We start from the raw sequence: 24,928 nt of genomic DNA, 5'->3' as shown, positions 1-24,928 counted from the left end.
CGTCACGTTAACGCGTTGGGAGCAGCCGCCAGCCGTGCGCCCGGTTGCGTTCGGCCCAGAACTCCGCGTACCGGCCGCCGCGCGCCATCAGCTCCTCGTGCGTGCCGCTCTGCGCGATCCGGCCGCCGTCCAGCACCACGATCTGGTCGGCGGCGACCACGGTCTGCAGGCGGTGCGCGATGACCAGCAGGGTGCGGTCGGCGGTGAGCGCGGTCAGCGCGTCCTGCACGGCGGACTCGTTTTCCGGGTCCAGCGCGGCGGTTGCCTCATCCAGCAGCACGATCGGCGCGTCCTTGAGGATGGCGCGGGCGATGGAGATCCGCTGGCGCTCGCCGCCGGAGAGGGTCACCCCGCCCTCGCCGGTGCGGGCCTGCCAGCCGCCGGGCAGCCGGGCCACGATCTCCTCGACCCTGGCCAGCCGGGCGGCGGCGCGCACCTGTTCCCCGGTGGCGCCGGGTCTGCCCACCCTGATGTTCTCCTCGATGGTGCCCTCGAACAGGTAGACGTCCTGGAACACCAGTGACACCAACGACATCAGCTCGTCACCGGCGATCTCGCGGACGTCCACCCCGCCCACCCGGACCGAGCCGGAGTCAACGTCGAAGAACCGGGCGATCAGCCGGGTGACCGTGGTCTTGCCGGAGCCGGACGGGCCGACCAGCGCGGTCATGCTGCGCGGCGGCACCCGCAGCGACACCTGTTCCAGCACCGGCCTGCTGTCGTAGCCGAAGGACACCTCGACCAGCTCGATCGTGGTGTCGCCCGGCTTGCGCGGGGCGGTGGGCTGAGGCAGCAGCGGGGTCTCCAGCAGTTCGATCATCCGGCTCAACGCGTTGCGCCCCAACCGGATCGCGCCACCCAGGTCGGCCGCCATGGCCAGCGGTTCGACGAAGCGGGCGGCCAGCACCAGCAGCGCGAGCAGTTCCGGCACCCCCAGGCTGCCGCCAAGGGCGAAGGACACGCCGAGCACCAGCAGCGCGGTGAAAGTGGCCTGCACGACCAGTCCGAACCCGATCATCCCCCACACCCCGGTGGTGATCATGCGGCGACCGGCATCCCGTTGCGCCACCAGGGCTTCATCCAGCAGCCGATAGCCCTCCACGGTCCGCCCGAAGGCCCGCAGCACCGGCTGGGTCTGGGCGAACTCGACCACCCGCCCGCCTGCTTCGGCGATCACCAGGTCCCGGCCGTGGTCGGTGCGCTGGATCAGCCGCCCGCTCCACTGGTAGACGAGGTAGAGCACCGGCACGGCCAGCGTGGCGGCCAGTGCCAGCCGCCAGTCGAAGACGTACATCAGCAGCACCACGGCGGCCGGGGTCACCACGGCGTCGATCAGCGGCCGCAACAGGTGCGCGGGCACCTGCATCACGTTGATCACGCCACCGCTGGTGAGCTGCCCGAGCTTGCCGACCCGGTCCCCGGTGAACCAGCCAAGCGGCAGACTGGCGATCTGGTCGCCCAGCCGGTGGTGCAGCCCACGGGACATGCTCGACCCGGCCCGGTACCCGGCGAGCTGGGCGAGGTAGGCGGCCACCGCCTGCGCCACCGCGACCACGGCGAACACCGCCAGCCACGGCCAGGCATCCCCCGGCGTCGGCCCGAGCAGGGCCCGCAACACCGGCACCAGCAGGGCGAACGCCGCGCCCTGCAACACCGCGGCCAGCCCCATCACCCCGATCATCCGGCGCAGCGGGGCGGCGTGCCCAGGGCCGAGGACGGTCAACAGCGAGCGGATCATCGAGTCTCCAGCGGCGAAGTGTGCGGCTGCCAGCTACCGGCGCGTTCGTGCGCGGCCCACATCCGCGCGTACAACCCTTGCCGGACAAGAAGTTCCTCATGCCTACCCAGTTCGGCGACCACTCCGGCGTTCAGCACCGCGATCTGGTCCGCCGCGGCCACCGTGGACAACCGATGCGCGATGACCAGCAGCGTGCGTCCCGCGACCAGCGTCGACAACGCCTGCTGGATAGCCGACTCGGACTCCGGATCGGCGAAGGCGGTGGCCTCGTCCAGCACCAGGATCGGCGCATCGGCCAGCAACGCCCGCGCGATGGAAACCCGCTGCGCCTCCCCACCGGAGAACCGGGCGTCCTCCCCGATCACCGAGTCATAACCGCGCGGCAAAGCCAAGATCCGCTCATGGATCTGCGCCGCCCGCGCCACCCGCTCCACAGTGGACTGTTCAGCCTCCGGCACGGCCAGCCGGATGTTGTCGGCCACCGAGGCCCGCAACAACTGAACATCCTGCAGCACAAAGGAAACCCGCCGATAGAGCTGCTCAGCCGACAGTTCCCGGATGTCCACCCCGCCCACACTCACCGACCCCTCGGTGACATCGAAGAACCGGGGCAACAACTTCGCCAAGGTCGATTTCCCCGACCCGGAAGGCCCCACCAACGCCGTCACAGTCCCCGGCGCCAGCTCAAGATCAACCCCCCGCAACACCGGCGCGTCCACGGCGTAACCGAAATGCACCCCCCGCAAACTGACCCGCCCGTCCACCGGATCAGCCCCCACCATCTCCGGCGCCGCCAACGTCTCCGCATCCAGCACCGCCGCCACCTTCGCCGCCGCCAACCGAGCCGCCCGGAGCTGCTCCGAGGTATGCGCCAGCGTCGTGATCGGAGCCGCGATCCCCAACCCCAGCAACGCGAACGGCAACACATCCGCCGCCGCCAACCACCCACTGGTCACAAAAACAGTGCCCCCACCCAGCACCACCAGCAACATCACCACCGGCGAAAGCAGAATCTGCCCAACAGCACTGACCTTGGTAACCCCACCAACCCAGTCCAAGAAGAACGTGGCGAAATCATCAGCAGCCCTGGTGAACCGCTCATGCGCCTTACGAGACTGCCCAAACGTCTTCACCACCGCGATACCATTGACAAACTCCACCGCACTGCCATTGATCCGCCCCAACGCCTGATCATAGGCAACCATGTTCTCGCCATACCCGGCCATGGCCCGAAAATAGAAGTGCAACCCCAACCCCACCGGCACCAGCGTAACCAACGCCATCCGCCAGTCCACCCAGAACAAATACCCCAACGCCGCCACCGGCGTGACAATCCCCGCGGTCAGATCCAGCAAAGAATGCGCGACCAGATGATGCATGGCAGTGACATCATCCTGCAAAGCCTTCTTCACCACCCCCGAGTTCCGACTCCCAAACCACCCCAACGGCACCTGCCCCAACCGAAAGGCCATCCGCCGCCGCAAATCCAGCTGAAGATCAGCATCAGCCAGATGAGTCAACCCCCCAGCCAAAAAGAACAACACAAACCGAGCCCCCAAAGCCCCCACCGCAACCCAAACAATCCCCCAAACAGCCCCGGCCCCACCCCCAAGCAACACCCGCCCCAACTCCGCCACCGCCACAAACGGCACCACCGCGGCCAACGCGGCAACCACCTGAGCCACCACAGCCACCCGAAGCCGCCCCCGAACAGGCGCCAGCAACCGAGCCAACGCAGCCCGATCAGGCCGCAAGCCCCCCGAACCCTCGCCCATCCCCACAACCCCAATTTAGACAACGTACAAACAAAAGTTAGGCCAACCTAACCACCCCCAAACCCCCCAAAGCAACCCCCACCCCCGGAGTGTTGGCCGTTGTCGTACGGAGTGTTGGCCGTTGTCGTACGGCACGTTGGCCGTTGCGGGACGGCGAGGGCGAGGCGAGGCGGACGAGCCCCGGCGAGGCGGCACGGGCGGTCGCGGCCGGAACGGGGCGGGGCCGGAACGCGACGGGGCCGGAGTAGGGCACGAGGCGAGACCGGGATCGGGCGGGGACTGGCGGGACGGGGCGGGCCGACACGGCGGGGCGAGGCGGCACGCGGCGGGGCGAGGCGATGTGGCTGGGCGGCGCGGGTCGGGGCGAGGCGGGTCGGGGCGGGTCGGGACGAGGCAAGGCGGGTCAGGTCGGGGCGGGTCGGAGGCCGGGCGGGGCGAGCCGAGGCAGCGCGGGGCGGCGGGCGACGCGGACGGGCGGGCGGATCAAGACGGCACGGCACGACACAGGCGGTACAACGCAGTGCGGCGCAGGACGGCGATGCGCGGCGCAGGGCAAGGCGACAGTGGGCGAGGCAGCGCACCGAAAAGCGAGGCGGGGCGACGGAGACGAGCCAAGAAGCACGCGAAACTGCCAGTCGACGGTCGAGCCCGGGGCCCGACCATTACGGGCTGATCGACATCCCGCCCACAACAGCCAACGTGCCGTCCCATTCCGGCCAACACACCGTCCCAGAACGGCCAACACACCGTCCATAACGGCCAACACGCCGGCGAGGGGTTCAACCCGCCGGTGTGTTGGCCGTTTTCGTACGGTGTGTTGGCCGTTGTTGTACGGCGTGTTGGCTGTTGTGGGCGGAGGAGAGCGTGGAGGGCTAGCAGGCGGGGTGGGTTTTCAAGGTCCTGCTGAATTGTTGCTCTTGGCCTCGTGATCAGGACGCAGGCTGCGAGGGTGCGAGGGGCAGTCGTCGGTTGAGTGCGGCGACAACCTGGGCCCGCCCATCCATCAGGTAGAAGTGATCGCCAGGGAAGACCTGGAGATCGAAGCCACCGGTCGTCGTCTTGTCCCAGTCGCGCGCCTGGTCCACTGTCAGTTCCGGATCGCTGTCCCCCACGAACGCGGTCACCGGACACCCAAGCGGTTCCGCCGGCGCAGGCAGATAGGTCTCGATCAGCCGATAATCCGCCCGCACGATCGGCAACAACAACTCCCGCAACTCCGGGTGCTCCAACACCGCAGCGCCCGTCCCGCCCAACGCGCTCAGCTCGTGAACCAACCCCTCGTCATCCCGCAGATGCACCTCCCCCAGCACCGCGTGCTCCGGCGCCTCCTTCCCCGAAACCACCAACCGCTGCGGCATCGGCAACCCAGCCCGCCGCAACGCCAACGCGGTCTCATACGCCACCGATGCCCCCATGCTGTGCCCGAAGAACACAAACGGCCGATCCAACTCGGCCCGCAACCCCGAGACCAACTGCGCGACCAACTCATCCATCGTGGTCAACGCGGGCTCGCTGAACCGCTCCTCCCGCCCCGGATACTGCACCGCCAGCATCTCCACCCCGGCAGGCAACAGCGGCGGCCACAACCGGTACGCGCTGGCGGTGCCGCCCGCGTGCGGGAAGCAGAACAGCCGGAGCCGTGCCTGCGGACGGGACTGGTAGCAGCGAACCCAGGGCCCGGTCACGGGGTGGCCTCCTCGAACTCGGCGAACAACGTCGAGGAAGACGGTAGCCGCCGCACCCGGGTGGCTACCGCGTTAGCAGCGTCTCACCCGCGGCCCGGCTCGGTCAGCCGCCCAGCTCGGTCAGCCGCGCCTGCGCCCCGGCGATGGCCCGATCCACCGTGAAGGCGTAGAACTGCTCGGACATGTCCGGCGTCAGCAGGTACTCGGCCATCGCGGCCAGCCCGTCCCTCGGGTCGTCCCGGTAGGCGCCCAGTGCCTCGGTGATGGTGGTCTTGGTGCCCTGGTCCTCCGCCGAGCGCTCGTCGTAGGACATGATCAACAGGATGGCCGCGTTGAGCAGGGTGCTGTAGACCATCGGCGACTCCGCGCCGAAGCCCGCCCGCCGCAGCACCCGCACGCCGCGGTCCAGGATGCGCAACGCCGAGGGCACGATCGGGCCGCGCAGCACCAGCCAGCGGGCCACGCCGGGGAAGCCGCGCAGCACCGGGCGGGCGCCGATCAGCAGCTCGGTGAACCACTCCCGCCAGTCCAGATCCTCATCCGGGCACGGCATCCGGGACACCACCCGGTCGGCCACCGCGTGGTGCACGGCCGCCCGGTCGCCGACGTGGTGGTAGATCACCGTCGGCCAGCAGTCCAGCTCGGTGGCGAGCTTGCGCACGGTCCAGCCGGCCAGGCCCTGTTCGGCGGTGAGCCGTTCGGCGGCGTCCACGATCAACTCGGCGGTCACCGGCGGCTCGCCGCGGAAGACCCGGGGGCCGCGTTCGCTCGCGGAACTCGTCACGTGCTCACCGTAACCGCAGCGACCTACTTGGCGATCTGCCGGATCAGCTCGGCGACCTGGTCCGGCCGGGACAGGAACGGCGAGTGCGAGGCGCCGAGTTCGGACACCGATCCGCACCGCCGCGCGAACTGCCGCTGCACGAAGGCGGGAATGGCGTTGTCCTCGGTGGTGACCAGGTAGGAGGTCGGCACCTCCCGCCAGGCCGCCGCGGTCAGCTCGTCCAGGAACGGCCGCAGGGCCTGTGGCCGCAACCGGGCCACCGCCGCCTGGGCCCGCTCGGCGGGCAGGTCGTTGTAGAAGACCTCCGCCGCGCCGGTGACCCGGACCAGACCGTCCTCGCCCACCTCCCACCACGGCGGCGAGCCGTCGCCGCCCGCGGCCGCGACCAGCGAGTCGCCGACGTCGAGCACGAACGCGGCCAGGTAGAGGATGTGCGCCACGTTGGGCAGGCCGGCCAGCGCCTCGGTGACGACCACGCCGCCGTAGGAGTGCGCCACCACCACGACCGGGCCGTCCACCGCAGTCACCGCCGCCCGCACCGCGGCCGCGTCCTCGGCCAGGCCCGCGGCCGGATCCCCGAGGGTGGGCAGCTCGACCGCGACCACCGGCCACTCGCCGAGCAGCGGGATCAGCTCGTCCCAGGTCCAGGCGCCGTGCCAGGCGCCGTGCACCAGGACGAGGGTGGGGGATTCAGTGGTCATGGCGCTTCCCTAACGGTCAGACCCGGTCGATCAGGGCCTCGGTGAGCTGTTTGAAGAACTCCGGGCCGTCCACCGTGCGGGCCACCTTGATCGCCGGCCGGTCGGTGATCCCGCCGAGTTCGGCCGAGATCTCCTTGCCGTAGCCGCGCAGGTCGGCCACGGTCTGCCCGCGGGTCTTCTCCCCGCGCAGCTCCACGCTGACCGGCAGCTCGCGGTAGGTGGCCAGGTCGGGGTGCAGCAGGATGGCCGCGGCCAGCGGGTCGTAGAGGGTGCAGCAGCGTTCGCCGAGCATCCGGCTGTAGAAGTCCACGTAGAAGCCGAGCACGTCGTGCGCGAATTTGCCGCGCGGGCCGGTGCTGGCGGCCAGGGTGTCCAGCCAGTCGGCGTCGGCGCGGGCGGAGTGGGTGACGTCCAGGGCCACCAGGGTCAGCTCGAAGCCTGCCGCGAAGACCAGGTCGGCGGCCTCCGGGTCGTGCCAGATGTTGGCCTCGGCGAACGGGGTGGCGTTGCCGGGGGCGTCCACCGCACCGCCCATCACCATCACCGAGCGCAACAGGCTGGGCAGTTCGGGCTCCAGCAGCAGGGCCAGCGCCACGTTGGTGAGCGGGCCGAGCGCGAGGAGATCCAGCTCGCCCGGGTGCTGCCGGGCGAGCTGGACGATTTGTTCGGCCGCGGACTCGCGCACCGCGGGCCGGGACGGCTCGGGTCCCTCCCAGCGGCCGAGCCCGTGCGGACCGTGGACGAACTCCGAGGTCAGCAGGGGTTGGGCGAGCGGACGGGCGGCGCCGACGGCCACCGGCACGCCGTCCAGCCCGAGCACGTCCAGGATCCGCCTGCTGTTGTCCGCGGCGACCTGCGCGGGCACGTTTCCGTGGACGCTACCCACAGCGACGATCTCCACGTCCGCCTGCGCGGCCAAATACAGGATCGCGAGCGCGTCGTCGATCCCCGGATCGGTGTCCAGCACAATTCGCACGGTTGAACAGTCAATCAGACTCACCGGTCCGTTCCGGAGAACGGTTTCGGGACTGTGATCTGGGGATTCGACTCCACCTCGGCCACGATGGCGGCCCAGTCCCGGCGCGGATGCTCCACCTGGCCGAGTGACACCACTTCGCGGCCGCAGAAGAACGTGAGCACCCAGTCACCCATCACCCGCACCTTCCGGTTGACCGTGGGCACCCGGCTGAGGTGGTACAGCCGGTGCAGCATCCAGGCCAGGAAGCCGCGCAGCCGGATGCCGTAGACCTCGGCGACCCCCTTGTGCAGCCCGAGGCTGGCCACCGAGCCGACGTGCTTGTGCCGGTACCCGCGCACCGGCCGGCCGCGCACCGCGGCCCGCAGGTTGTCCGCGAGCACCTTGGCCTGCCGGACCGCGTGCTGGGCGCTGGGCGCGCACACGGTCAGGCCGCTGGCCGACAGGTCGGGCACGGCCGCGCAGTCACCGGCCGACCACACCCCGTCGGCGCCGATCACCCGGAGTTCCGGATCGCACTGCACCCGGCCGCGCGCGTCCACCGGCAGACCCGATCGGGCGGCGAGCGGGTTGGCCTTGACCCCGGCGGTCCACACGATGGTGTCGGCGTCGAATTCCGACGCTGCCGAAGACCCGCTCGCGGGGTCGAGCATGGATGCGGTGAGCACCACGTGGCCACCGTCCATTGCGGACACCCGGGTGCCCAGGAGCACCTCCATACCGCGCTTGCGCAACCGGCCGACGGTGTAGTCGGCCATGCTCGGGCTCACTTCCGGCAACACCCGATCGGCTGCTTCCACCAGCACCCAGCGCATGTCCTTTTCGGACAGTCGGGGGTGCTGACGGAGGGCAGCGCGGGCCATGTCCTCCAGTTCGCCGAACACCTCGATCCCGGCATATCCCCCACCCACCACGACGAAGGTGAGGGCCCGCCGCCGCAGGGCCGGATCGTCGGTGGTGGAGGCCACGTCCAGCCTGGACAGCACGTGGTTGCGCAGGTGGATGGCCTCGCCGACGGATCCGAAGCCGATCCCGCACTCGGCCAGACCGGGCACCGGCAGCGTCCTGGCGACCGCGCCGGGGGCCAGCACGAGGTGGTCGTAGGGCAGCTCGGTCGGCACGCCCTCCACCGGCAGCACGGTGACGATCTTGCGCCCGGCGTCCACCGTGGACACCCGTCCGGTGAGCACGGTGCACTTGCGCAGGACCTTGCGCAGCGGTACTACCACATGGCGCGGCTCGATCGAGCCCGCCGCTGCCTCGGGGAGGAACGGTTGGTAGGTCATGTTCGGCTGCGGGTCGACGACGGTGATCGTCACCTCGCCCGCGCTCAGCTTCTTCTGGAGTCGCAGCGCGGTGTACATGCCGACATAGCCGCCCCCGACCACGACGATCCGTTGCGGTCCGCTCATCGCTCTCCCCGTTCGTGACGCTCTGCACTGACCCTGTCGAGCCTGCTGCGAAGCGGTCAGTGACAACTCCCCCACAGGAACCAGCGCGCTCCCCCGGGAGAGGGGATCCACGCGATTCCGGTCACGTGCGGCAACCAATTCGACTATCGGTACGTTTAACGGCCGAGGGCCGGCGCCACCTGCGGCGGCCCAGTGGAACCACTGGTCAGCGGTGCAACCCGGCTCGGGACTGCGGCGTATGAACAGCGCAGGACAGAACCGAGGAGCTGGACACATGGGCCGTCGATCGCGAGAGAGTGAGCAATCCCGCACTCTGGGTAAGGCTTTGCTGCTCACCCTGGGATCCACCATCGTGCCCGGCTCCGGGCACCTGGCCCTGCGCAAGCGGGCCGGCTGGTTCCTGCTGGCGATCTTCCTGCTGCTGCTCGGCGGCGGGCTCTACGTCGGGCTGACCCTCACCCAGGAGGAGCTGCTCCGTTACGCGGTGTCACCGCGGGTGCTGCTCGGCGCGATCATCGCCTGCGCCGTGCTCGCGCTGCTGTGGATCACCGTGGTGCTGCGCACCTTCGCGCTGGCGCGCCCGCGCGGCGGCATGCGGGCCGGCGGCCGGATCATGGCCACCCTGGTCGTGCTCACCCTGTGCGCGGTGATCGCCGCGCCGTTCGGCTACGCCGCCTACACCGTCAACACCTACCGCTCGCTGCTGCAGAACCTGTTCCCCACCAACGGGAGCACCGCGGGCGGCCAGGGCGGCACCCAGCCCAGCCAGGGCGGCGACGTGGAGGCGATCAAGAAGCCGCGGCTCAACATCCTGCTGGTGGGCAGCGACGCGGGCCCGGACCGCACCGGCACCCGGACCGACACCATGATGGTGGCCAGCCTGGACACCCGCAGCGGCCAGACCGTCCTGTTCGGACTCCCGCGCAACCTGCAGCGCGCCCAGTTCCCGCCCGGTTCGCCGATGGCCAGGCAGTTCCCCAACGGCTTCCACGACGGCCGGGACCCGAACTCGGGCGAGTACCTGCTCAACGCGCTGTACAAGTACGGCAACGAGCACCCGCAGCTGGCGCCCAGCGGCCCGAGCACGGTGGCCGGGCTGAACCTGCTCAACTCCTCGATCAGCCAGATGCTGGGCGTGGAGCTGGACTACTACATCCAGGTCAACATGGCCGGGTTCGCCTCGATCATCGACGCCCTCGGCGGGGTGGACGTCAACGTCGGCCCCCGGCCCATCCCGATCAACGGCCTCGGCCCGCACGGCGAGCAGATCCGGCCCAAGGGCTGGATCCCGGCCGGGCAGCAGCACCTCAACGGCGAACAGGCGCTCTGGTACGGCCGTGCGCGCAGCGACGGCAGCGACTACATGCGGATGAGCCGCCAGCGCTGCCTGATCAAGTACGTCATCGAGCAGAAGAGCCCGATGGACATGCTGACCAACTTCCAGGGCGTGGCCGCGGCCACCCAGGACAACGTGTCCACCAACATCCCGCAGGACGTGCTGCCCGCACTGCTGGGCCTGGCGAACAAGGCCCGCGCGCTGCCGATCCAGAGCATCTCCTTCGACCCCAACCTGGCCACCCGCAACGGCGGCAAGTTCTCCACCGCCATGCCGGACTTCAACTACATGCGCGAGGTCGTGCGCAACGCCCAGGCGCTGACCACCTCGACCACCTCGGCCAGCCCGACCACCACCAGCACCGCGACCCCGCCGTCGAGCACCCCCGGCAAGCCGGGCGCGCCCAGTGGCAAGCCGCCGGTGCGCACCAGCGGCACCCAGCCGCCGGCGGGCAGCTCGCCGAACATCGCGCCGCCGGACTCGCTGGACCAGATCTGCTCCACCGACCCCGGCCAGACGGACAAGAACTGAATTCCGGCCTACGCTGCCCGCCATGGGCGGCGAGGCTGGGCTGGCACTGACCGGAGCGACCCTCATCGACGGCACCGGAGCCGATCCGGTGTCCTCGGCCACCGTGCACACCCTGGGCGACCGGATCACCTCGGTGCACAGCCCGGTGCGCTCGGGCGCGCGGGTGCTGGACCTGTCCGGCCTGACCCTGCTGCCCGGCCTGATCGACGCGCATGCGCACCTGGGCCTGATCGACCTGGGTGAGCGGGCGCCGATGTCCCCGGCCCGTACCGCGGCGGAGATGTTCCGCAACGCCGAGCTGTGCCTGCTGGCCGGGCACACCACCGCGCGCGACCTGGGCGGGGCGGACGGCGGGCTCGCCGAGGTGATCGACGCGGGCCTGGTGCCCGGCCCCCGGCTGCTGCCCTCCGGGCCGATGCTGACCCAGTCCGGCGGCCACGGCGACCACACCCCGGGCTTCCTGGACCGCGAGCAGCACCACGGCGGCTTACCAGGGCTGTCCCAGGCGGTGCAGACCTGTGACGGCCCCGAGGAGGTCCGCCGGGCCGCCCGGCACGCCTTCCGGCGGGGCGCCACCCAGCTCAAGGTGGCCGCCTCCGGTGGGGTGCTGTCCATCTCGGCCGGGCTGGGCGACACCCAGTTCACCGTGGCCGAACTGCGCGCCGCGGTCGAGGAGGCGGCGGCCAGGGGCAGCTACGTGACCGCGCACGCCCATGGCAGACAAGCGATCCACAATGGACTCGAAGCCGGGATCAGCTGCTTCGAGCACGGCAGTTTCCTGGACGAGCAGACCGCGGCCCGGATGGCCCTGCACGGCGCCGCCCTGGTCCCCACACTGTCCATTGTGGACATTCTGGACCGTCCGGATCTCGCCGACCGCCTGGCCGCGGTGCGCACCGCCATGCGCGAGGCGGTGCTGGTGGCCACCGCGGCAGGCGTGCTGGTCGGCTCCGGCAGCGATCACCTCGGCCCCGGCCAGTACCGGCGCGGCCTGGAGATCGCGGTCAAGGCCACCCTGCTCGGCGCGATGGCCGCGATCGTCTCCGCCACCCTGACCAACGCCCGGATCCTGCGGCTGGAGCACGAGATCGGCTCGGTCGAGGAAGGCAAGTGCGCGGACCTGATCGCGGTCGACGGTGATCCACTGGCCGAGCCGGAGCTGTTCGCCGATCCGGACCGGGTGGTGCTGGTGCTGCGCGGTGGCCGGATCGTCAAGGACACCCGGGGTTAGGCCGGATGGCCCCGGCGGGCGAGAGGCCTCCGCCCGCCGGAGTGGAAAACCCTGCCGGCTCAGCGAATCCGGTTCCGCTGGGTGTTGCAGCCGTAGAAGTAGCCGCAGAACTGGGTGTAGGGACCACGGTTGGCGGTCTCCGGGTTGCCGATCACCACACCGCTGTTGTCGGTGTTGCGGGCCGCCGTGCCGCCCGGCTTGTGCCCCCAGAACGGCTCGGACTGCAGCCGGTACCAGTGGTAGTCGATGAAGCCGGGGCCGGGTGCGACCACCAGTGCGCACAGCGGGCGTGGCGCCTCGGTGTCCGGGAAGCAGTCGAACCGGCGGTGCATGCCGTCGGCCAGCGCGCCCCTGGTCACCTCGGCACAGGTGACCGCGGTGTACATCGCGCCCGCGCCGCGGCCGGGCTGGGCGAAGGTGTTGGTCCGCCAGTTGCTGGCGTAGTTGTAGCAGTTGTTGTTGCGCAACGTGGTGGCGTCGTTGTTCCAGAACCCGGGGTTGAACGCGGTCCGCTCGATGTAGCAGACCACCGCGGCGGCGGACTCGCCGTCCTCGGGCGCCTGCTCCTGCCCCGGCGCGGCGGTGGCCTCACCGCTGCGGGTGTCCCTGATCGAGCGGGAGGCGGCACCGGTGGCCGAACTGACCGACTCCAGCTGCGAACCCAGGAACGTGGCCAGTGACTCATCCAGCGGCAACGCGTCCTCGGCCGCGTACCCCGCGCTCTCACTGCGACCGATCAGGCTGATCAGCCGCTCCCCCAAATCGGCCGCTCCCGCGCCACCTGCCGTCGCCCCCACCGGCAGGTACACACTGGCGAGCCCGAGGTCCGACGCGTGGTCGTCCCCCAGCGTCTCCACCTGAAAACCACGGAATCCCAGTCCGCTCGCCGCCGGCGCGGACTCGGTGAGCAACCCCCGATCGGCGGTCAGCGCGCGTAACGCGGCCCGCGCCTCGGCCCCGTCCCGCACCTCCCACACCGGGTTCGACCGACCGGAGAAAATATCTGCGGTAATGCGCAGCATCGGTTCATCCCTTCCCAGAAGACCGTCGTGCGACTACCGCCGACGCTGCCAGGAATCCCGCCGTACCAAGGAGATTCAGCCCCATGAGGCGCGAAGAACCGCCCCATGGTCTGCCCGATCCGACTGGAAATGCCTTACCGCTCTAGGGAATCCGGCCAGTTGGCCTAGCCCTCGCCGTCCACCTTGCGCGCCTTGGACGGCTGCACCCTCGGCGGTTCCCCCGGCATCTTCGGGTAATCCGGCGGGTACGGCATCTCGCCGAGCCCGTGATCGCGCTCATCCCTGGCGTACCACTCCAACGCAGTCTCGATCCCGAAGGCGTTCTCGTCCATACTCGCGTGTGAGTCCCCACGTTCGGCCAGCAACCCCGGCACGGTCAGCACGTCGAAGTCGTCCGGGTCCACAGTGGACAGATCAGCCCAGTCCAGCGGGAAAGACACGGTCGCCCGCGGCGTGCCGCGCACCGACCAGGTCGAGGCGACCGTGCGGTCCCGCGCGGCCTGGTTGTAGTCCAGGAACACCCGTTCGCCGCGTTGTTCCTTCCACCAGGCCACGGTGGCCTGCTCGGGCAGGCGGCGCTCGACCTCGCGGCCCAGCGCGATCACCGCGTGCCGGACGTCGATGAAGTCCCATTCGGGGCGGATCCGGACCAGCACGTGGATGCCGCGGCCGCCGGAGGTCTTGGCGAAGCCGGTCATGCCGGCCTCGTCCAGCACCTCGCGCAGCACGCCGGCCACCCGGACCGCGTCGTGGAAGTCGGTGCCCGGCTGCGGGTCCAGGTCGATCCGCAGTTCGTCCGGGTGGTCCACGTCGGGGCGCCGGACCGGCCACGGGTGGAAGTCCAGGGTGCCCAGGTTGGCCGCCCAGATCAGCACCGCGGGCTCGGTCGGGCAGACCTGTTCGGCGGTGCGGCCGGACGGGAAGGTGATCCGCACCGGCTGCACCCACTCCGGCGCGCCCTTGGGCACCCGCTTGGCGTAGAAGGGTTCCCCTGCCACGCCGTCGGGGAACCGCTTCAGCGTGGTCGGGCGCTCGCCCAGCACGCGCATCAGCGGCTCGGCCACGGCCAGGTAGTACTCGACCACCTGGCGCTTGGTGATGCCGCGCTCCGGGAAGTACACCTTGTCCGGGCTGGACACCCGCACGGCACGCGGTCCCGCCGGGCCGTCCACGGTCAGCTCGAGTGCTTCACCCCTGCTCACGGGCCTGGACGCTACCGGCCGCGGCCCCATCGCGCAGCAGACCGAAGGTCATCGCGTGCAGCAGCCCCAGGCTGGAGGGCGCACAGCTGACCAGATCGCGGCCCAGCACGTCCCGCAGGTGCTCGTGCCGGACCCACACCGCGGGGCCCTCATCGGGGCTCTCCGGCCCGCCCAGCCACTCCCCCACCTCGGCGTGCACGAAGTGGAAGAGCTGGTCGCTGTTGCCGTTGGAGACGCACCTGGTCAGGAACAGCCGGGGGCGCACCGCGGCCCAGCCGGTCTCCTCGGCGGTCTCCCGGACCGCGGCGGCCACCGGGTCCTCGCCCGGGTCGATGCCGCCTGCCGGGAGTTCCAGGCCGGTGGTCTCGGTGATGAAGCGGTGCCGGTGCAGCATCAGCACGCCGCGGTCGGGGTGTTCGAGCACCACGGCCACCGCGTTGGCGGTGCGGACCACGTGGTGCTCATAGGGCGGCGCGGTCGGCGGGCGCACCGCGATCAGGTCCAGGCTGACCCAGTCACTGCGGTACAGGCTGCGCTGACCTGCGGATTCCCAGCGCGGCGCGCTCGGCAGCCCGGCCAGGCCGAGTGCGGGATCATAAAGTGGCGTGCTGTCGGTGTCTGCCCTGTTCACAGCTCCGCACGCTACCGTTGCCGGTATGCGCGCAGCGGAACCGGACGACGAGCCGCAGGGCCCGCCAGGGCGGTTCGGTGAGGACCTGGTGGGGCTGGACCCCCACGATCCCGAGGCGAGGGCCTTCGCCCAGCACCTCGACCGGATCGAGCACGCGCCCAAGCCCTACACCGTGGAGGGCTACCTGGCCGGGGTCAGCGAGTTCGCCGATTCGGCCAACCGGGTCGGCGGCGGGCGCAGGCTCACCGCGGTGGTGCTGGCCGGGCTGATCCTGCTCGGCCTGATCCTGACCTTCACCGGCGCGCTCAACACCATCCTGCTGTTCCTGTTCTGAAAGATCCGCCTGCGAGCACCCCGGCGCGCGGCGTATTAGCGTGGTGGCATGGATCAGGGTCCGAAGGTCGCCAAGACCGAGCAGGAGTGGCGGGAGCAGCTCACTCCCGAGGAGTACCGGGTGCTGCGCCAGGCGGGCACCGAGCGGGCATGGACCGGCGAGTACACCGACACCAAGACCGCGGGCATCTACGAGTGCCGGGCGTGCGGGACCGAACTGTTCCGCAGCGACACCAAGTTCGAGTCGCACTGCGGCTGGCCGTCCTTCTTCACCCCGCTGGCCGGGGAGGCCGTGCTGCTGCGCGAGGACCGCAGCATGGGCGCGGTGCGCACCGAGGTGCTGTGCGCGACCTGCCACAGCCACCTGGGGCACGTCTTCGAGGGCGAGGGTTTCCCGACGCCGACCGACCAGCGCTACTGCATCAACAGCATCAGTCTGCGCCTGGTTCCCGCGCCTGCCGCCGAAGAGGCCTGAGCGGCCGCTCGGAGTAGCTGTGTAACGGCCGGATTTCGTTGTGGTTGAGCGAAATCCGGCCAAGCTCAAGCCTTCCCTAAGTTCTGCCCAATCCTGTATCAAATACTCTTGTCCCAGTGTGACCCAGACCGCACCATGAGGCTTCCTTGCTGGTGAGAGGGGGTCACGATGGACAATCCATGGGGACTGACCGGCCCGGAGTTCTTGCAGCTGTACGCCGTCGGACTGGCGGTGGCGCTGGTGCTGGCCGGGTGGATCCGGATCGCGGGGAGGCGACCGGACGCCCACGCCACCACACAGGTGACCGAGTTGACCACGGTCGAACTCGGTTACCTGGTCGGGGGCTCGTCGCGCGCGGTGGAGACCACGGTGGCGGGGTTGCTGGAGCGGGAGGCGCTGCGGGCCGCCAGGGGCGGTTTTGTCAGCGGCACCGGTCCACTGCTGTTGAAGGACCCGGTGGCCCGGCAGGTGCGCGAGTACACCGGGGACACCGGTCGCGGCACCCTGCGGTTGCTGGTGCACCGGGTCGCGGAGAGTCAGGCGGTCACCGACGTGGGTGCCCGGCTGGTCGACCGCGGACTGCTGGTGCCGCCGGATCGGTTGCGCGGCATGGGTTTGCGCTCGGCGCTGCCGCTGATCGCACTCGGCCTGCTCGGCGTGATGCGGGCGATCGACGGCGCCAGCCGGGACTTCCCGGTCGGCTACGTGATGCTGTTGCTGGTGCTGACCGGTGTGCTGGCCGGCTTCGCCGCCTGGCTGCCGGTGGCCTGGCGCACCCAGGCGGGTGACGCCGCGGTCGAGCGGGCGCTGAAGTCCACTTCGGACAGTGCGGCCGAACACGTGGCCAGGGACGGCATCGCGGCCTATCCGGACGCGCGAGTGCGTTCGGCGCTGCTCGGTCATTCGGCGCAGCAGCAGGTGCACGGAACCAGGGGCGGTCGCCGCTCCCGGGGCCTCAGCGACACCGGTTACCTGGCCGGGGGCTACGCCGGCGGCTATTCCGCCGGTGGTGGCGGTGCCGGAGACGGTGGCGGTGCGGTCGGCGGGGGCGGCGGCTGTGGTGGGGGCGGGGGTGGTTGCGGCGGCGGTGGCGGCGGCTGACGCGCTACCGTCGCCCCAACCAAGAGCGACGCGAGGTGGGGGTATGACCGAGACCTGGGGCCTGACCGGCCCGCAGTTCCTGCTCCTGTACGGGGCGGGGATGCTCGTCTCGATCGTGGTGGCCGTCTGGGCGCGCCGGTCCAGCCGGCGCGGCCGGCACGGTCCACCGGTGGGGCGGCTCAGTCCGGACGACATCGCCTACCTGGCAGGCGGTGGCGCCCAGGTGGTGCTCGCCGCGGTGGCCAGGATGCTGGAGCACAACATGGTGCGTGCTTCCAGGGACGGCACGCTCACCGTCACCAGAGTGCTCCCGCAGCACCCGCTGGACCGGGAGATCGTGGCCATGCTGAACCGCTCGCACACCGGCACCACCCGGTTGCGCTGGCTGCGGGATAAGTACAAGAACCACAAGCTGGTCGGGCAGGTACGCAACCGGCTGATCTCCCTGGGACTGGTGGTGCCGCAGGGAAGTCAGCGGGTGGGCAAGGTGATCGGCGCCGCCACCTTCGGGGTGCTGTTCATGATCGGCGTGGCCCGGCACTCCGCGGGCAACGCGAGTGGCAAACCGGTCGGCTACCTGACGCTGCTGCTGACGGTGACCGTGCTGCTGGCCGGGCTGGCGCTGTGGTGGCCTGGGGCGAGGCTCACCTTCACCGGCGCGGAGACCTTGAAGAAGCTCAGCGGCCGGATCCGGCAGCGCTCGACCACGACCGATCAGGGCGACCTGGTCCTGGTGGGCAGCGCGGCGGCGTTCCTGGTCGCGGTCGGCGGCGTGGCGGCGTTCCCGGACGAGGACGTCAGCCAGGCGCTGGCCATGCCGACCGCGGGCTCCGGCGGCTGGTTCAGCGGCTCCTCCGGCGGTTCGAGCAGTTCCAGCGGTTCCTCGTCCTGTTCCACCGGTTCCAGCAGCTCCTCCTGTTCCTCCTCCTCCAGCGACAGCGGTGGGGGCGGCGGCGGAGGCGGCTGCGGGGGCTGATCCCGTTACATCACCACGGCACCCTGGGGGTGGCGCAATGCACAACACCTGGGGCCTCACCGGCCCGGAATTCATCGGACTCTACGTACTGGCGCTGATCATCACCGTCGCGGTGGCGATCCGCCGCAGGCTGGCCGCGCGCAAGCTCCCGCCCGGTCACCCGAACCTGCCGCTGCTGAGCGCGGACGAGATGGCCTATCTCGCCGGCGGCACCCGCAGGCTGGTGGAGACGGCACTGGCCCGGCTGGTCGCAGGCGACATGCTGCGGGTCAGCCGCGGCACCCCGCCAACGGCCACCGGCAAGCCCGCCGAGTCCACAATGGACGCACGAGTGCTCGCCGAGGTGCGCGACCGCCGGACCAGGGTCGGCGTCGAGGGCGCCGTCCGGGTGCTCGAGCAGTCCCCGGAGCTGCACGAGATGCGGCAGCGGCTGACCAGGGGGCACCTGCTGGTGGCCCCGGAACGCTCCCGCGCGTGCCGGCTGGCCGCGGCCATGGTGTTCCTGCCGATCGGGCTGATCGGCGCGCTGCGGTTGTCCGACGGGGCCAGCGGCGGCAAGCCGATCGCGATCCTGATCGTCCTGCTGGCGCTGACCACGGTGCTGGCACTGGTCATCACGCTGGTGCCGGGACCGAGGGCCACCACGCTGGGCCAGCGCACGCTGTACAACGCCCGCTCCGGCGCCTACCGGCGCAAGGCGGCAGGCGTCACGGCAGGCGGATTCGTGGCCGCTGACGTGGTGCTCCTGGTCGCGCTGAGCGGAATGAGCAGCCACCCGGACTCGACCGTGGCCTCGGGCCTGGCCACCGACGGCGGCGGTGGGGGCGGCGGTGGCGGTGGCGGCTGCTCCGGTGGCGGCGGCGGTTGCGGTGGCGGCGGTGGGGGCGGCGGCGGCGGGGGTTGCGGCGGATGAGCACGATCCCGCGGCTGGGCGTCGGCATCGGCTGGCGCCCGGAGATCGACCTGACCGTCGAACGCCTGCCGCAGGTGGACTTCGTGGAGGTGGTGGCCGAGAACCTGTCCGGCCCCACCCTCCCCGAGTCGCTGGAGATCCTGCGCGCCAGGGGAATCCCGGTCCTCCCACACGCGGTCACGCTGTCCCTTGGCGGCGCGGACCCGGTCGTCCCCGACCGGGTCCGCCACCTGGCCGAGGTGGCCGAACGCCTGGGCGCCCCGCTGGTCAGCGACCACGTCGCCTTCGTCCGCGCGGGCGGCCTGGAAGCAGGTCACCTGATGCCCGTCCCGCGTACCAGGGACGCGCTCAACGTGCTGTGCGCCAACGTCAAAGCCGCCCAGCAGGACCTCCCGGTCCCGCTGGCGCTGGAGAACGTCGCGGCCCTGATCTCCTGGCCTGACAACGAGTTCACCGAAGCCCAGTTCCTCACCGAGCTGGCCGACCGAACCGGCTGCCACCTCCTGGTCGACGTGGCCAACCTGCACGCCAACAACCTCAACCTGGGCACCGACCCCGAGGAATTCCTCACCACCCTGCCGCTGGAACGCCTGGCCTACGTGCACGTGGCGGGCGGCAACACCGAACACGGCCTCTACCACGACACCCACGCCCACGCCGTCCCCCAGGAAGTCCTGGACCTCCTCGCCGACCTGTGCGCGCGAGTAACCCCACCAGGCGTCCTACTCGAACGCGACGACGCCTACCCCCCGGACGCCGAACTCGCCGCGGAACTGTCCGCCATCCGAGCGGTGGTCGAGACCCCCCGATGACCACCCCGGACCGCACCCGCCTGGCCAAAGCCCAAGCCGAACTCCTGCAAGCCCTCCTGGCCGACGGCCCCCCACCCCCAGGCTTCGACCCCACCCGCCTACAGGCCCAAACCCTTGCCCTACGCGCGAAACGCCGCCGCGTAACCGCCGCCCTACGCCCAGACCTCCCCGAACACCTGGGCCCCCGCTTCCGCCCCCTCTTCGACGAATACGCCACCACCCACCCCCGCCACGAGGGCGTAGGCGCCCGAACCGACGCCAACACCTTCGCCGACTGGCTGACCCAATCCGGCCACCTCCCCAAACCCCGCCCCCGCTGGTGGCCCCGCCGCCGCCCCTAGCCCACCCACCCCCACCCGGCGTGTTGGCCGTTCTCGTACGCCGTGTTGGCCGTTCTTGTACGCCATGTTGGCGGTTGTCGTACACGAGGTGGGCCCGGCTGGTGATGCAGCGTCCCAGAACGGCCAACGTGAGGTACGAGAACGGCCAACACGGCGTACAACAACGGCCAACACGCGGGGAGGTTTTCAAGCCCTGGCGGCGTGTTGGCCGTTCTGGGACGGTGTGTTGGCCGTTGTGGGCGGCGGAAGCGGGCGGGCGAAGCCCGGAGAACAAGCAGCCGGGTGGCTTTTCAAACACCTCCCGAGCGGTTTCCCCATCCTTTGATTTCTGCCCGTCCGGCGAGGACGCCTGTGTCTTTTGATCTTCGCCCTTGACTCGAACACCCACTTGACCAGCCCAAGTGTGAGTGGTTTATTACTCACATGACCCCCACCGGACGAGTCCTCTCCACGGCCGAGGAACGGCGGGAGACGGTCCTGCGCACAGCCGTCGGCGCGTTCGCCGCCAAGGGCTACTACGGCACCACCACCACCGAGGTCGCCAAGCTCGCCGGCATCTCGCAGGCCTACATCTACCGCCTCTTCCCCAACAAGGAAGCGCTCTTCGTCGCCGTCGTCCAGCGGTGCTTCGCCCAGATCCAGGAAGCCCTCACCCGGGGCGCGGCCTCAGCCCCGGATCGCACGCCCGAAGCCGTCATCAGCGCCATGGGCGAGGCATACGCCCGGCTCGTCGCCGACCGGGACCTGCTCCTGCTCCAGCTGCACGCCCAGGCCGCGGCCGCCTCCGACGAACTCGTGCGGTCGGCGGTGCAGGCGGGCTACGCGCAACTGGTCGAGTACGTCCGCGAGGTCTCCGGCGGCAGCGACTACCAGGTCCAGGAGTTCTTCTCCCGGGGTGCGCTCTGCCACCTGGTCGTGGCCATGGGCGCCGAGCGGGTGGACGCGCCATGGGCGGAGACCCTGTCCGCGGGCATCCGGCACTACTGATCGAGCCCTCGGCTCAGCCCGCGGCGAGTGCCCAGCCGGTGACGAACGGGCTCACCTGCCGCGTGGCCACCACCTTCAGCCCGGCCAGCGCCGCGGCCCGCCGCCACTCCTCGCTCGGGTAGAACTGCCACGCCCCCGGCCCGAACGCGGCCAGCGTGCGCACGGTCCGGTGCTGCTCGATCAGCACCATCCGCCCGTCCGCGCTGAGCAACCGCCGGGCCTCGGCGAACAACGCCTCCCGCTCGGCCGCGTCCCGCAGCTCGTGCGCGGCGAACACCGCCAGCACCACGTCCACCGAACCGGGTCGGCCGGGCAGCGACTCCGGGCGGGCCGGGATCACCCGCACCGTCTCCGGACGGAGCAGGCTGACCACGGCCCGCCGGTGCGCGATCACGTCCACCACCAGCCCGCGCGCGGGGGCCAGCACGCTGCGCAGGGCGGGCACCGACTCGTCCACCCCTGCGGTGACCAGCAGGAACCGGCGCAGGTGCAGGGGCAGCAGCTCGTGCAGCCAGCGCCAGCGTTGCAGTTCGGCGCCGCGCCGCAGGCTCACCGCGGTGGCCAGCCTGGCCAGCGCGAACCAGGTGGCACCGGCGAGGGCCGTCCAGGCTCCCGCGGCTACGGCGACGCGAACTGCCTTGCGCATCAGCAACTTTCGACGTGTTACGGCAGGTTGGTGATCAGGTCGGCGACCGGGAGCCGGGTGCCGGTGTAGAACGGGATCTCCTCGCGCACGTGCAGCCGCGCCTCGGTGCCGCGCAGGTGCCGCATGAGGTCGACGATCCGGTGCAGCTCGTCCGCCTCGAAGGCCAGCATCCACTCATAGTCGCCGAGGGCGAAGGAGGCCACCGTGTTGGCCCGCACGTCCGGGTAGTCGCGGGCTTCCTTGCCGTGGTCGGCGAGCATCTTGCGACGCTCCTCCTCCGGCAGCAGGTACCACTCGTAGGAGCGCACGAACGGATACACGCAGATGTACTTGCGCGGCTCCTCCCCGGCCAGGAACGCCGGGATGTGGCTGCGGTTGAACTCCGCGGGCCGGTGCAGCGCCACGTTGCTCCACACCGGGGTGCTGGCGCGGCCGAGCGGAGTGCTGCGGCGGAAGCCGTTGTAGGCCTCCTGCACCTGCTCGATCTCCTCGGCGTGCCACCAGATCATGAAGTCGGCGTCGGCGCGCAGCCCGGCGACGTCGTAGACGCCGCGGACGACAACGCCCTTGCCCTCCAACGACTCCAGGTACTCCGCGGTGGCCGCCCCGGCCTGCGCGCGGTCCTCGGGCAGGGCGCCCTGCTGGATCCGGAAGACCGACCACATGGTGTACCGGATGGTGTCGTTGAGTTCGTTGTAGTTCAGGCGGGCCATGTCCCCATACTCGCACCAGTCGGGCGGCGGGCGACGGCCAGGTGAGTGGCGACACGGGTCGCCGCGGCCTGCCCGGTCGCGATGCAGGCCGGAATGCCCACCCCGTGCAGGCTCGCGCCCGCCACGGCCAGGCCGGGCACCTCGGCAACGGCGGCCTCGATCGCGGCCACGGTCACGATGTGCCCGAGCGCGTACTGCGGCAGTCCGCCGCCCCAGCGCCGCACCACCGCGTCCACCGGCTCGGCCCGCACCCCGGTCAGTTCGGCCAGGTCCGCGCGCACCGCGGTGATCAGCTCGGCGTCCTCGCGCTGCAGGGTGGCGGTCTCGCCGAAGCGGCCGACCGAGGCGCGCAGCAGGGTGCCGCGTTCGGCGAAGTGGCCCCACTTGCGGCTGGAGAAGGTGAACGCCTTGGCGGTGAACGGGGTGCCGTCCGCGTGTTTCTCGCCGACGGCCAGCAGCACACCGGAGGCGGCAGGCAGTTCTGTCCCCGGCGGCAGGGCCAGGGCGAGCACCGCCATCGAGGAGACCTCGATCCGCCCGTAGGCCGCGGCGGCGGCCGGCACGACCTCGGCGAGCAGTTTGCGCGCGGCCGGGGCGGGCACGGCCAGCACCACGGCGTCGGCGTCCAGAAATTCCGGACTGGCCGCCGAACCCAGTTCCAGCCGCCAGCCCTCGGCGGTGCGGCGCAGTCCGCGCACGGTCACGCCCAGCCGCAGTTCCGCGCCCGAGGTCTCGGCCAGCCGGTCGACCAGTTCGCCGAGGCCACCGGTGAGGGTGCCGAACACCGGCGGCCGGGTCTCCCCGGGCTTGGGGCCCGGCCCGAGCGCCTGCGCGGCCGCGGCGGTCAGCGAGCCCGCACCGCTTTCCAGTGCCTCGACCAGCGGCGCCATCGTGGCCCGCACGCCGAGACCTTCGGCGCGGCCCGCGTACACGCCGCCGAGCAGTGGTTCGGCCAGCCGGTCCACCACCTCCGGCCCGAGCCGGGTGCCGACCAGGTCCGCGACCGTGGCGTCCCACCCTGGGCCGTCCGGGCGCAGTGGCGGCAGGTCCGGTTCGGCCATCGCCCTGGCGAAGCCGTCCGCGCTGAGCACCTCGCGCAGCAGGGCCGGATCGGCGGGCACACCCAGGAAGGTGCGCGGCGGCAGCGGCCGGGTGGCGCCGCCGGCCCGGATGGTCGGGGCGGCGCGCAGCGGGTGGCGCAGCTCCTCGGTCAGGCCGAGTTCGGTGACCAGCTCCAGGCCCTCGGTGCGGCGGGTGACGAAAGCCTCCGCGCCCACGTCCACCGGTCCGCCTGCCAGCTGCTCGGTGCGCAGCTTGCCGCCGAACCGGTCGGTCTGCTCCAGCACGGTGACCCGGACCTGCTCGCCGAGCAGGCCGCGGAGCCGGTGCGCCACGGTGAGCCCGGCGATGCCGCCGCCGATCACCGCGACCCGCTGCGGCGCGCTGGTCATGGCCGCAGGCCGTGCACCAGCTCGACCGCGCGGGTGATCTTCCCGGGGTCGGTCTCCGGCAGCACGCCGTGGCCCAGGTTGAAGATGTGCCCGGCCGCGGCCCGGCCCTCGGCGCCGATCCGGTTGATCTCCCGCTCGAGCACGTCCTCGCCGCTGAAGAGCACGGCCGGGTCCAGGTTGCCCTGCACGACCGGCTTGGGCAGGTCGGGCCGGGCGCTGGTCAGGCGGTTGACCGCGGCGTCCAGCGGCACCCGCCAGTCCACGCCGACCACGTCGTTGCCCGCCTCGCGCATGGCCACCAGCAGCTCGCCGGTGCCAACGCCGAAGTGGATCCGCGGCACGCCCGCGTCGGCCAGTCCGGCGAAGACCCTGGCCGAATGCGGCAGCACGAACTCGCGGTAGTCCCGCTCGGAGAGCGCGCCTGCCCAGGAGTCGAACAGCTGGATCGCGTCCACCCCGGCCTGGACCTGCACGGACAGGAAGGTCAGCGCCATGTCGGCGAGGTGGCCGAGCAGCGCGTGCCAGGCGGCCGGGTCGCTGTACATGAGCGCCTTGGTGCGCTCGTGGTTGCGGCTGGGCCCGCCCTCGATCAGATAGGAGGCCAGCGTGAACGGCGCGCCGGCGAAGCCGATCAGCGGCGTCTCGCCCAGCTCCTTGGTCAGCAGCCCGACCGCCTCGGCGACCGGGGCGACCTGCTCGGGGTCGAGCACCGGCAGCTTCTCCACGTCGTGGATGGAGCGGACCGGGTTCGCGACCACGGGGCCGGTGCCGGGCACGATGTCCAGGTCGACGCCGGCGGCGGCCAGCGGCACCACGATGTCGCTGAACAGGATGGCCGCGTCGACCCCGTGCCGCCGGACCGGCTGCATGGTGATCTCGCAGACCAGCTCCGGCATGAAGCAGGAGCGCAACATCGGAATGCCCTCGCGGACCTTGCGGTACTCCGGCAGGGACCGCCCGGCCTGGCGCATGAACCACACCGGGGTCCGGCTCGGCGAGCCGCCACGCGCGGCGACCAGCAACGGGGCTTCGGGAAGGTCTCGACGCGCCGAGACCGAGGCAGCGTTAGTCATCTCCCTCCCATGTTCCCACGGGTTCGGTACTGCTCTTGCCCGGCGTCGGCGTGGCTACCGCCGCACCCGCTCCGCGCGGCCTA

Annotated in this window: 24 protein-coding genes; 10 read left to right on the top strand and 14 right to left on the bottom strand. The window is 71.2% G+C overall.

Annotation, left to right across the window (positions count from 1 at the left end):
- Positions 1–7 precede the first annotated feature (7 nt).
- The 7 genes from HNR67_RS15745 to HNR67_RS15715 all read right to left on the bottom strand — a co-directional run bounded on the left by HNR67_RS15745 (position 8) and on the right by HNR67_RS15715 (position 9,071).
- Positions 8–1,738, bottom strand: a complete 1,731-nt coding sequence (locus HNR67_RS15745) for an ABC transporter ATP-binding protein (RefSeq protein ID WP_185002869.1) — start codon at positions 1,736–1,738, stop codon at positions 8–10.
- Positions 1,735–3,423 (bottom strand): ABC transporter ATP-binding protein, encoded by a 1,689-nt coding sequence (locus tag HNR67_RS15740; protein ID WP_312987344.1) that lies wholly within the window; start codon positions 3,421–3,423, stop codon positions 1,735–1,737. The genes HNR67_RS15745 and HNR67_RS15740 overlap by 4 nt, the downstream gene beginning before the upstream one ends.
- Before the next feature lie 1,019 nt (positions 3,424–4,442).
- The gene (locus tag HNR67_RS15735; RefSeq protein WP_185002867.1) at positions 4,443–5,198 is read right to left on the bottom strand and encodes a thioesterase II family protein; all 756 of its coding nucleotides are present in this window, start codon (positions 5,196–5,198) and stop codon (positions 4,443–4,445) included.
- A 103-nt stretch (positions 5,199–5,301) separates the two neighbouring features.
- Positions 5,302–5,982: a TetR/AcrR family transcriptional regulator gene (locus HNR67_RS15730; RefSeq protein ID WP_185002866.1), complete on the bottom strand. Its 681-nt coding sequence runs from the start codon at positions 5,980–5,982 to the stop codon at positions 5,302–5,304.
- Between the two features lie 23 nt (positions 5,983–6,005).
- The gene (locus HNR67_RS15725; protein ID WP_185002864.1) at positions 6,006–6,683 is read right to left on the bottom strand and encodes an alpha/beta hydrolase; all 678 of its coding nucleotides are present in this window, start codon (positions 6,681–6,683) and stop codon (positions 6,006–6,008) included.
- Between the two features lie 16 nt (positions 6,684–6,699).
- Entirely contained in the window at positions 6,700–7,659 is a 960-nt protein-coding gene (locus HNR67_RS15720) for a nucleoside hydrolase (protein ID WP_185002862.1), read from the bottom strand.
- 20 nt (positions 7,660–7,679) lie between these two features.
- Complete coding sequence (locus HNR67_RS15715) at positions 7,680–9,071, bottom strand: NAD(P)/FAD-dependent oxidoreductase (RefSeq protein WP_185002861.1); 1,392 nt, start codon at positions 9,069–9,071, stop codon at positions 7,680–7,682.
- A gap of 274 nt (positions 9,072–9,345) precedes the next feature.
- Here HNR67_RS15715 and HNR67_RS15710 point away from each other — a divergent pair, with 274 nt between their 5' ends.
- Entirely contained in the window at positions 9,346–10,938 is a 1,593-nt protein-coding gene (locus HNR67_RS15710; protein WP_185002859.1) for an LCP family protein, read from the top strand.
- A 22-nt stretch (positions 10,939–10,960) separates the two neighbouring features.
- Positions 10,961–12,169 (top strand): metal-dependent hydrolase family protein, encoded by a 1,209-nt coding sequence (locus tag HNR67_RS15705; RefSeq protein ID WP_185002857.1) that lies wholly within the window; start codon positions 10,961–10,963, stop codon positions 12,167–12,169.
- A gap of 59 nt (positions 12,170–12,228) precedes the next feature.
- Here the strand turns inward: HNR67_RS15705 and HNR67_RS15700 are convergent, their stop codons facing one another.
- The 3 genes from HNR67_RS15700 to HNR67_RS44410 form a co-directional block, all read right to left on the bottom strand.
- Complete coding sequence (locus tag HNR67_RS15700; protein WP_185002856.1) at positions 12,229–13,191, bottom strand: hypothetical protein; 963 nt, start codon at positions 13,189–13,191, stop codon at positions 12,229–12,231.
- Between the two features lie 164 nt (positions 13,192–13,355).
- Positions 13,356–14,423, bottom strand: a complete 1,068-nt coding sequence (gene ligD / locus HNR67_RS15695) for a non-homologous end-joining DNA ligase (RefSeq protein ID WP_185002854.1) — start codon at positions 14,421–14,423, stop codon at positions 13,356–13,358.
- Positions 14,380–15,024 (bottom strand): NUDIX hydrolase, encoded by a 645-nt coding sequence (locus HNR67_RS44410; protein ID WP_185002852.1) that lies wholly within the window; start codon positions 15,022–15,024, stop codon positions 14,380–14,382. The genes ligD and HNR67_RS44410 overlap by 44 nt, the downstream gene beginning before the upstream one ends.
- Positions 15,025–15,049: 25 nt before the next feature.
- Here HNR67_RS44410 and HNR67_RS15685 point away from each other — a divergent pair, with 25 nt between their 5' ends.
- The 8 genes from HNR67_RS15685 to HNR67_RS15650 all read left to right on the top strand — a co-directional run bounded on the left by HNR67_RS15685 (position 15,050) and on the right by HNR67_RS15650 (position 20,962).
- On the top strand, positions 15,050–15,358 hold the full coding sequence (locus tag HNR67_RS15685) for a hypothetical protein (protein WP_185002851.1): 309 nt from the start codon (positions 15,050–15,052) through the stop codon (positions 15,356–15,358).
- 48 nt (positions 15,359–15,406) lie between these two features.
- Positions 15,407–15,832: a peptide-methionine (R)-S-oxide reductase MsrB gene (msrB, locus tag HNR67_RS15680; RefSeq protein ID WP_185002849.1), complete on the top strand. Its 426-nt coding sequence runs from the start codon at positions 15,407–15,409 to the stop codon at positions 15,830–15,832.
- Positions 15,833–16,000: 168 nt separating this feature from the next.
- Positions 16,001–16,933: a TIGR04222 domain-containing membrane protein gene (locus tag HNR67_RS15675; protein ID WP_185002847.1), complete on the top strand. Its 933-nt coding sequence runs from the start codon at positions 16,001–16,003 to the stop codon at positions 16,931–16,933.
- Between the two features lie 43 nt (positions 16,934–16,976).
- Positions 16,977–17,909, top strand: coding sequence for a TIGR04222 domain-containing membrane protein (locus HNR67_RS15670; protein ID WP_185002845.1), 933 nt, complete (start codon positions 16,977–16,979; stop codon positions 17,907–17,909).
- A 37-nt stretch (positions 17,910–17,946) separates the two neighbouring features.
- On the top strand, positions 17,947–18,822 hold the full coding sequence (locus tag HNR67_RS15665) for a TIGR04222 domain-containing membrane protein (protein WP_185002844.1): 876 nt from the start codon (positions 17,947–17,949) through the stop codon (positions 18,820–18,822).
- Positions 18,819–19,634: a DUF692 domain-containing protein gene (locus HNR67_RS15660; RefSeq protein WP_185002842.1), complete on the top strand. Its 816-nt coding sequence runs from the start codon at positions 18,819–18,821 to the stop codon at positions 19,632–19,634. Before HNR67_RS15665 ends, HNR67_RS15660 begins: the two co-directional genes overlap by 4 nt.
- Complete coding sequence (locus tag HNR67_RS15655; protein WP_185002841.1) at positions 19,631–19,975, top strand: hypothetical protein; 345 nt, start codon at positions 19,631–19,633, stop codon at positions 19,973–19,975. Before HNR67_RS15660 ends, HNR67_RS15655 begins: the two co-directional genes overlap by 4 nt.
- Positions 19,976–20,398: 423 nt before the next feature.
- Positions 20,399–20,962, top strand: coding sequence for a TetR/AcrR family transcriptional regulator (locus HNR67_RS15650; protein WP_185002839.1), 564 nt, complete (start codon positions 20,399–20,401; stop codon positions 20,960–20,962).
- A gap of 13 nt (positions 20,963–20,975) precedes the next feature.
- Here the strand turns inward: HNR67_RS15650 and HNR67_RS15645 are convergent, their stop codons facing one another.
- The 4 genes from HNR67_RS15645 to hemE are packed head-to-tail and all read right to left on the bottom strand — an operon-like array spanning position 20,976 to position 24,845.
- A complete protein-coding gene (locus HNR67_RS15645) occupies positions 20,976–21,608 on the bottom strand; it encodes a class I SAM-dependent methyltransferase (protein WP_185002837.1) in 633 nt (210 codons plus the stop codon).
- Positions 21,609–21,625: 17 nt separating this feature from the next.
- Positions 21,626–22,321, bottom strand: a complete 696-nt coding sequence (gene hemQ, locus HNR67_RS15640; protein WP_185002836.1) for a hydrogen peroxide-dependent heme synthase — start codon at positions 22,319–22,321, stop codon at positions 21,626–21,628.
- Positions 22,309–23,772 carry a protoporphyrinogen oxidase gene (hemG, locus tag HNR67_RS15635; RefSeq protein WP_185002834.1) on the bottom strand — a complete coding sequence of 488 codons (1,464 nt, stop codon included), beginning with the start codon at positions 23,770–23,772 and terminating at the stop codon, positions 22,309–22,311. Before hemG ends, hemQ begins: the two co-directional genes overlap by 13 nt.
- Entirely contained in the window at positions 23,769–24,845 is a 1,077-nt protein-coding gene (gene hemE / locus HNR67_RS15630; RefSeq protein WP_185002832.1) for a uroporphyrinogen decarboxylase, read from the bottom strand. Before hemE ends, hemG begins: the two co-directional genes overlap by 4 nt.
- Positions 24,846–24,928: the final 83 nt, after the last annotated feature.

Origin of the sequence: Crossiella cryophila (assembly GCF_014204915.1) — a bacterium.
Lineage (GTDB): Bacteria > Actinomycetota > Actinomycetes > Mycobacteriales > Pseudonocardiaceae > Crossiella > Crossiella cryophila.
This window is presented reverse-complemented; position numbering and strand designations above follow the sequence as displayed.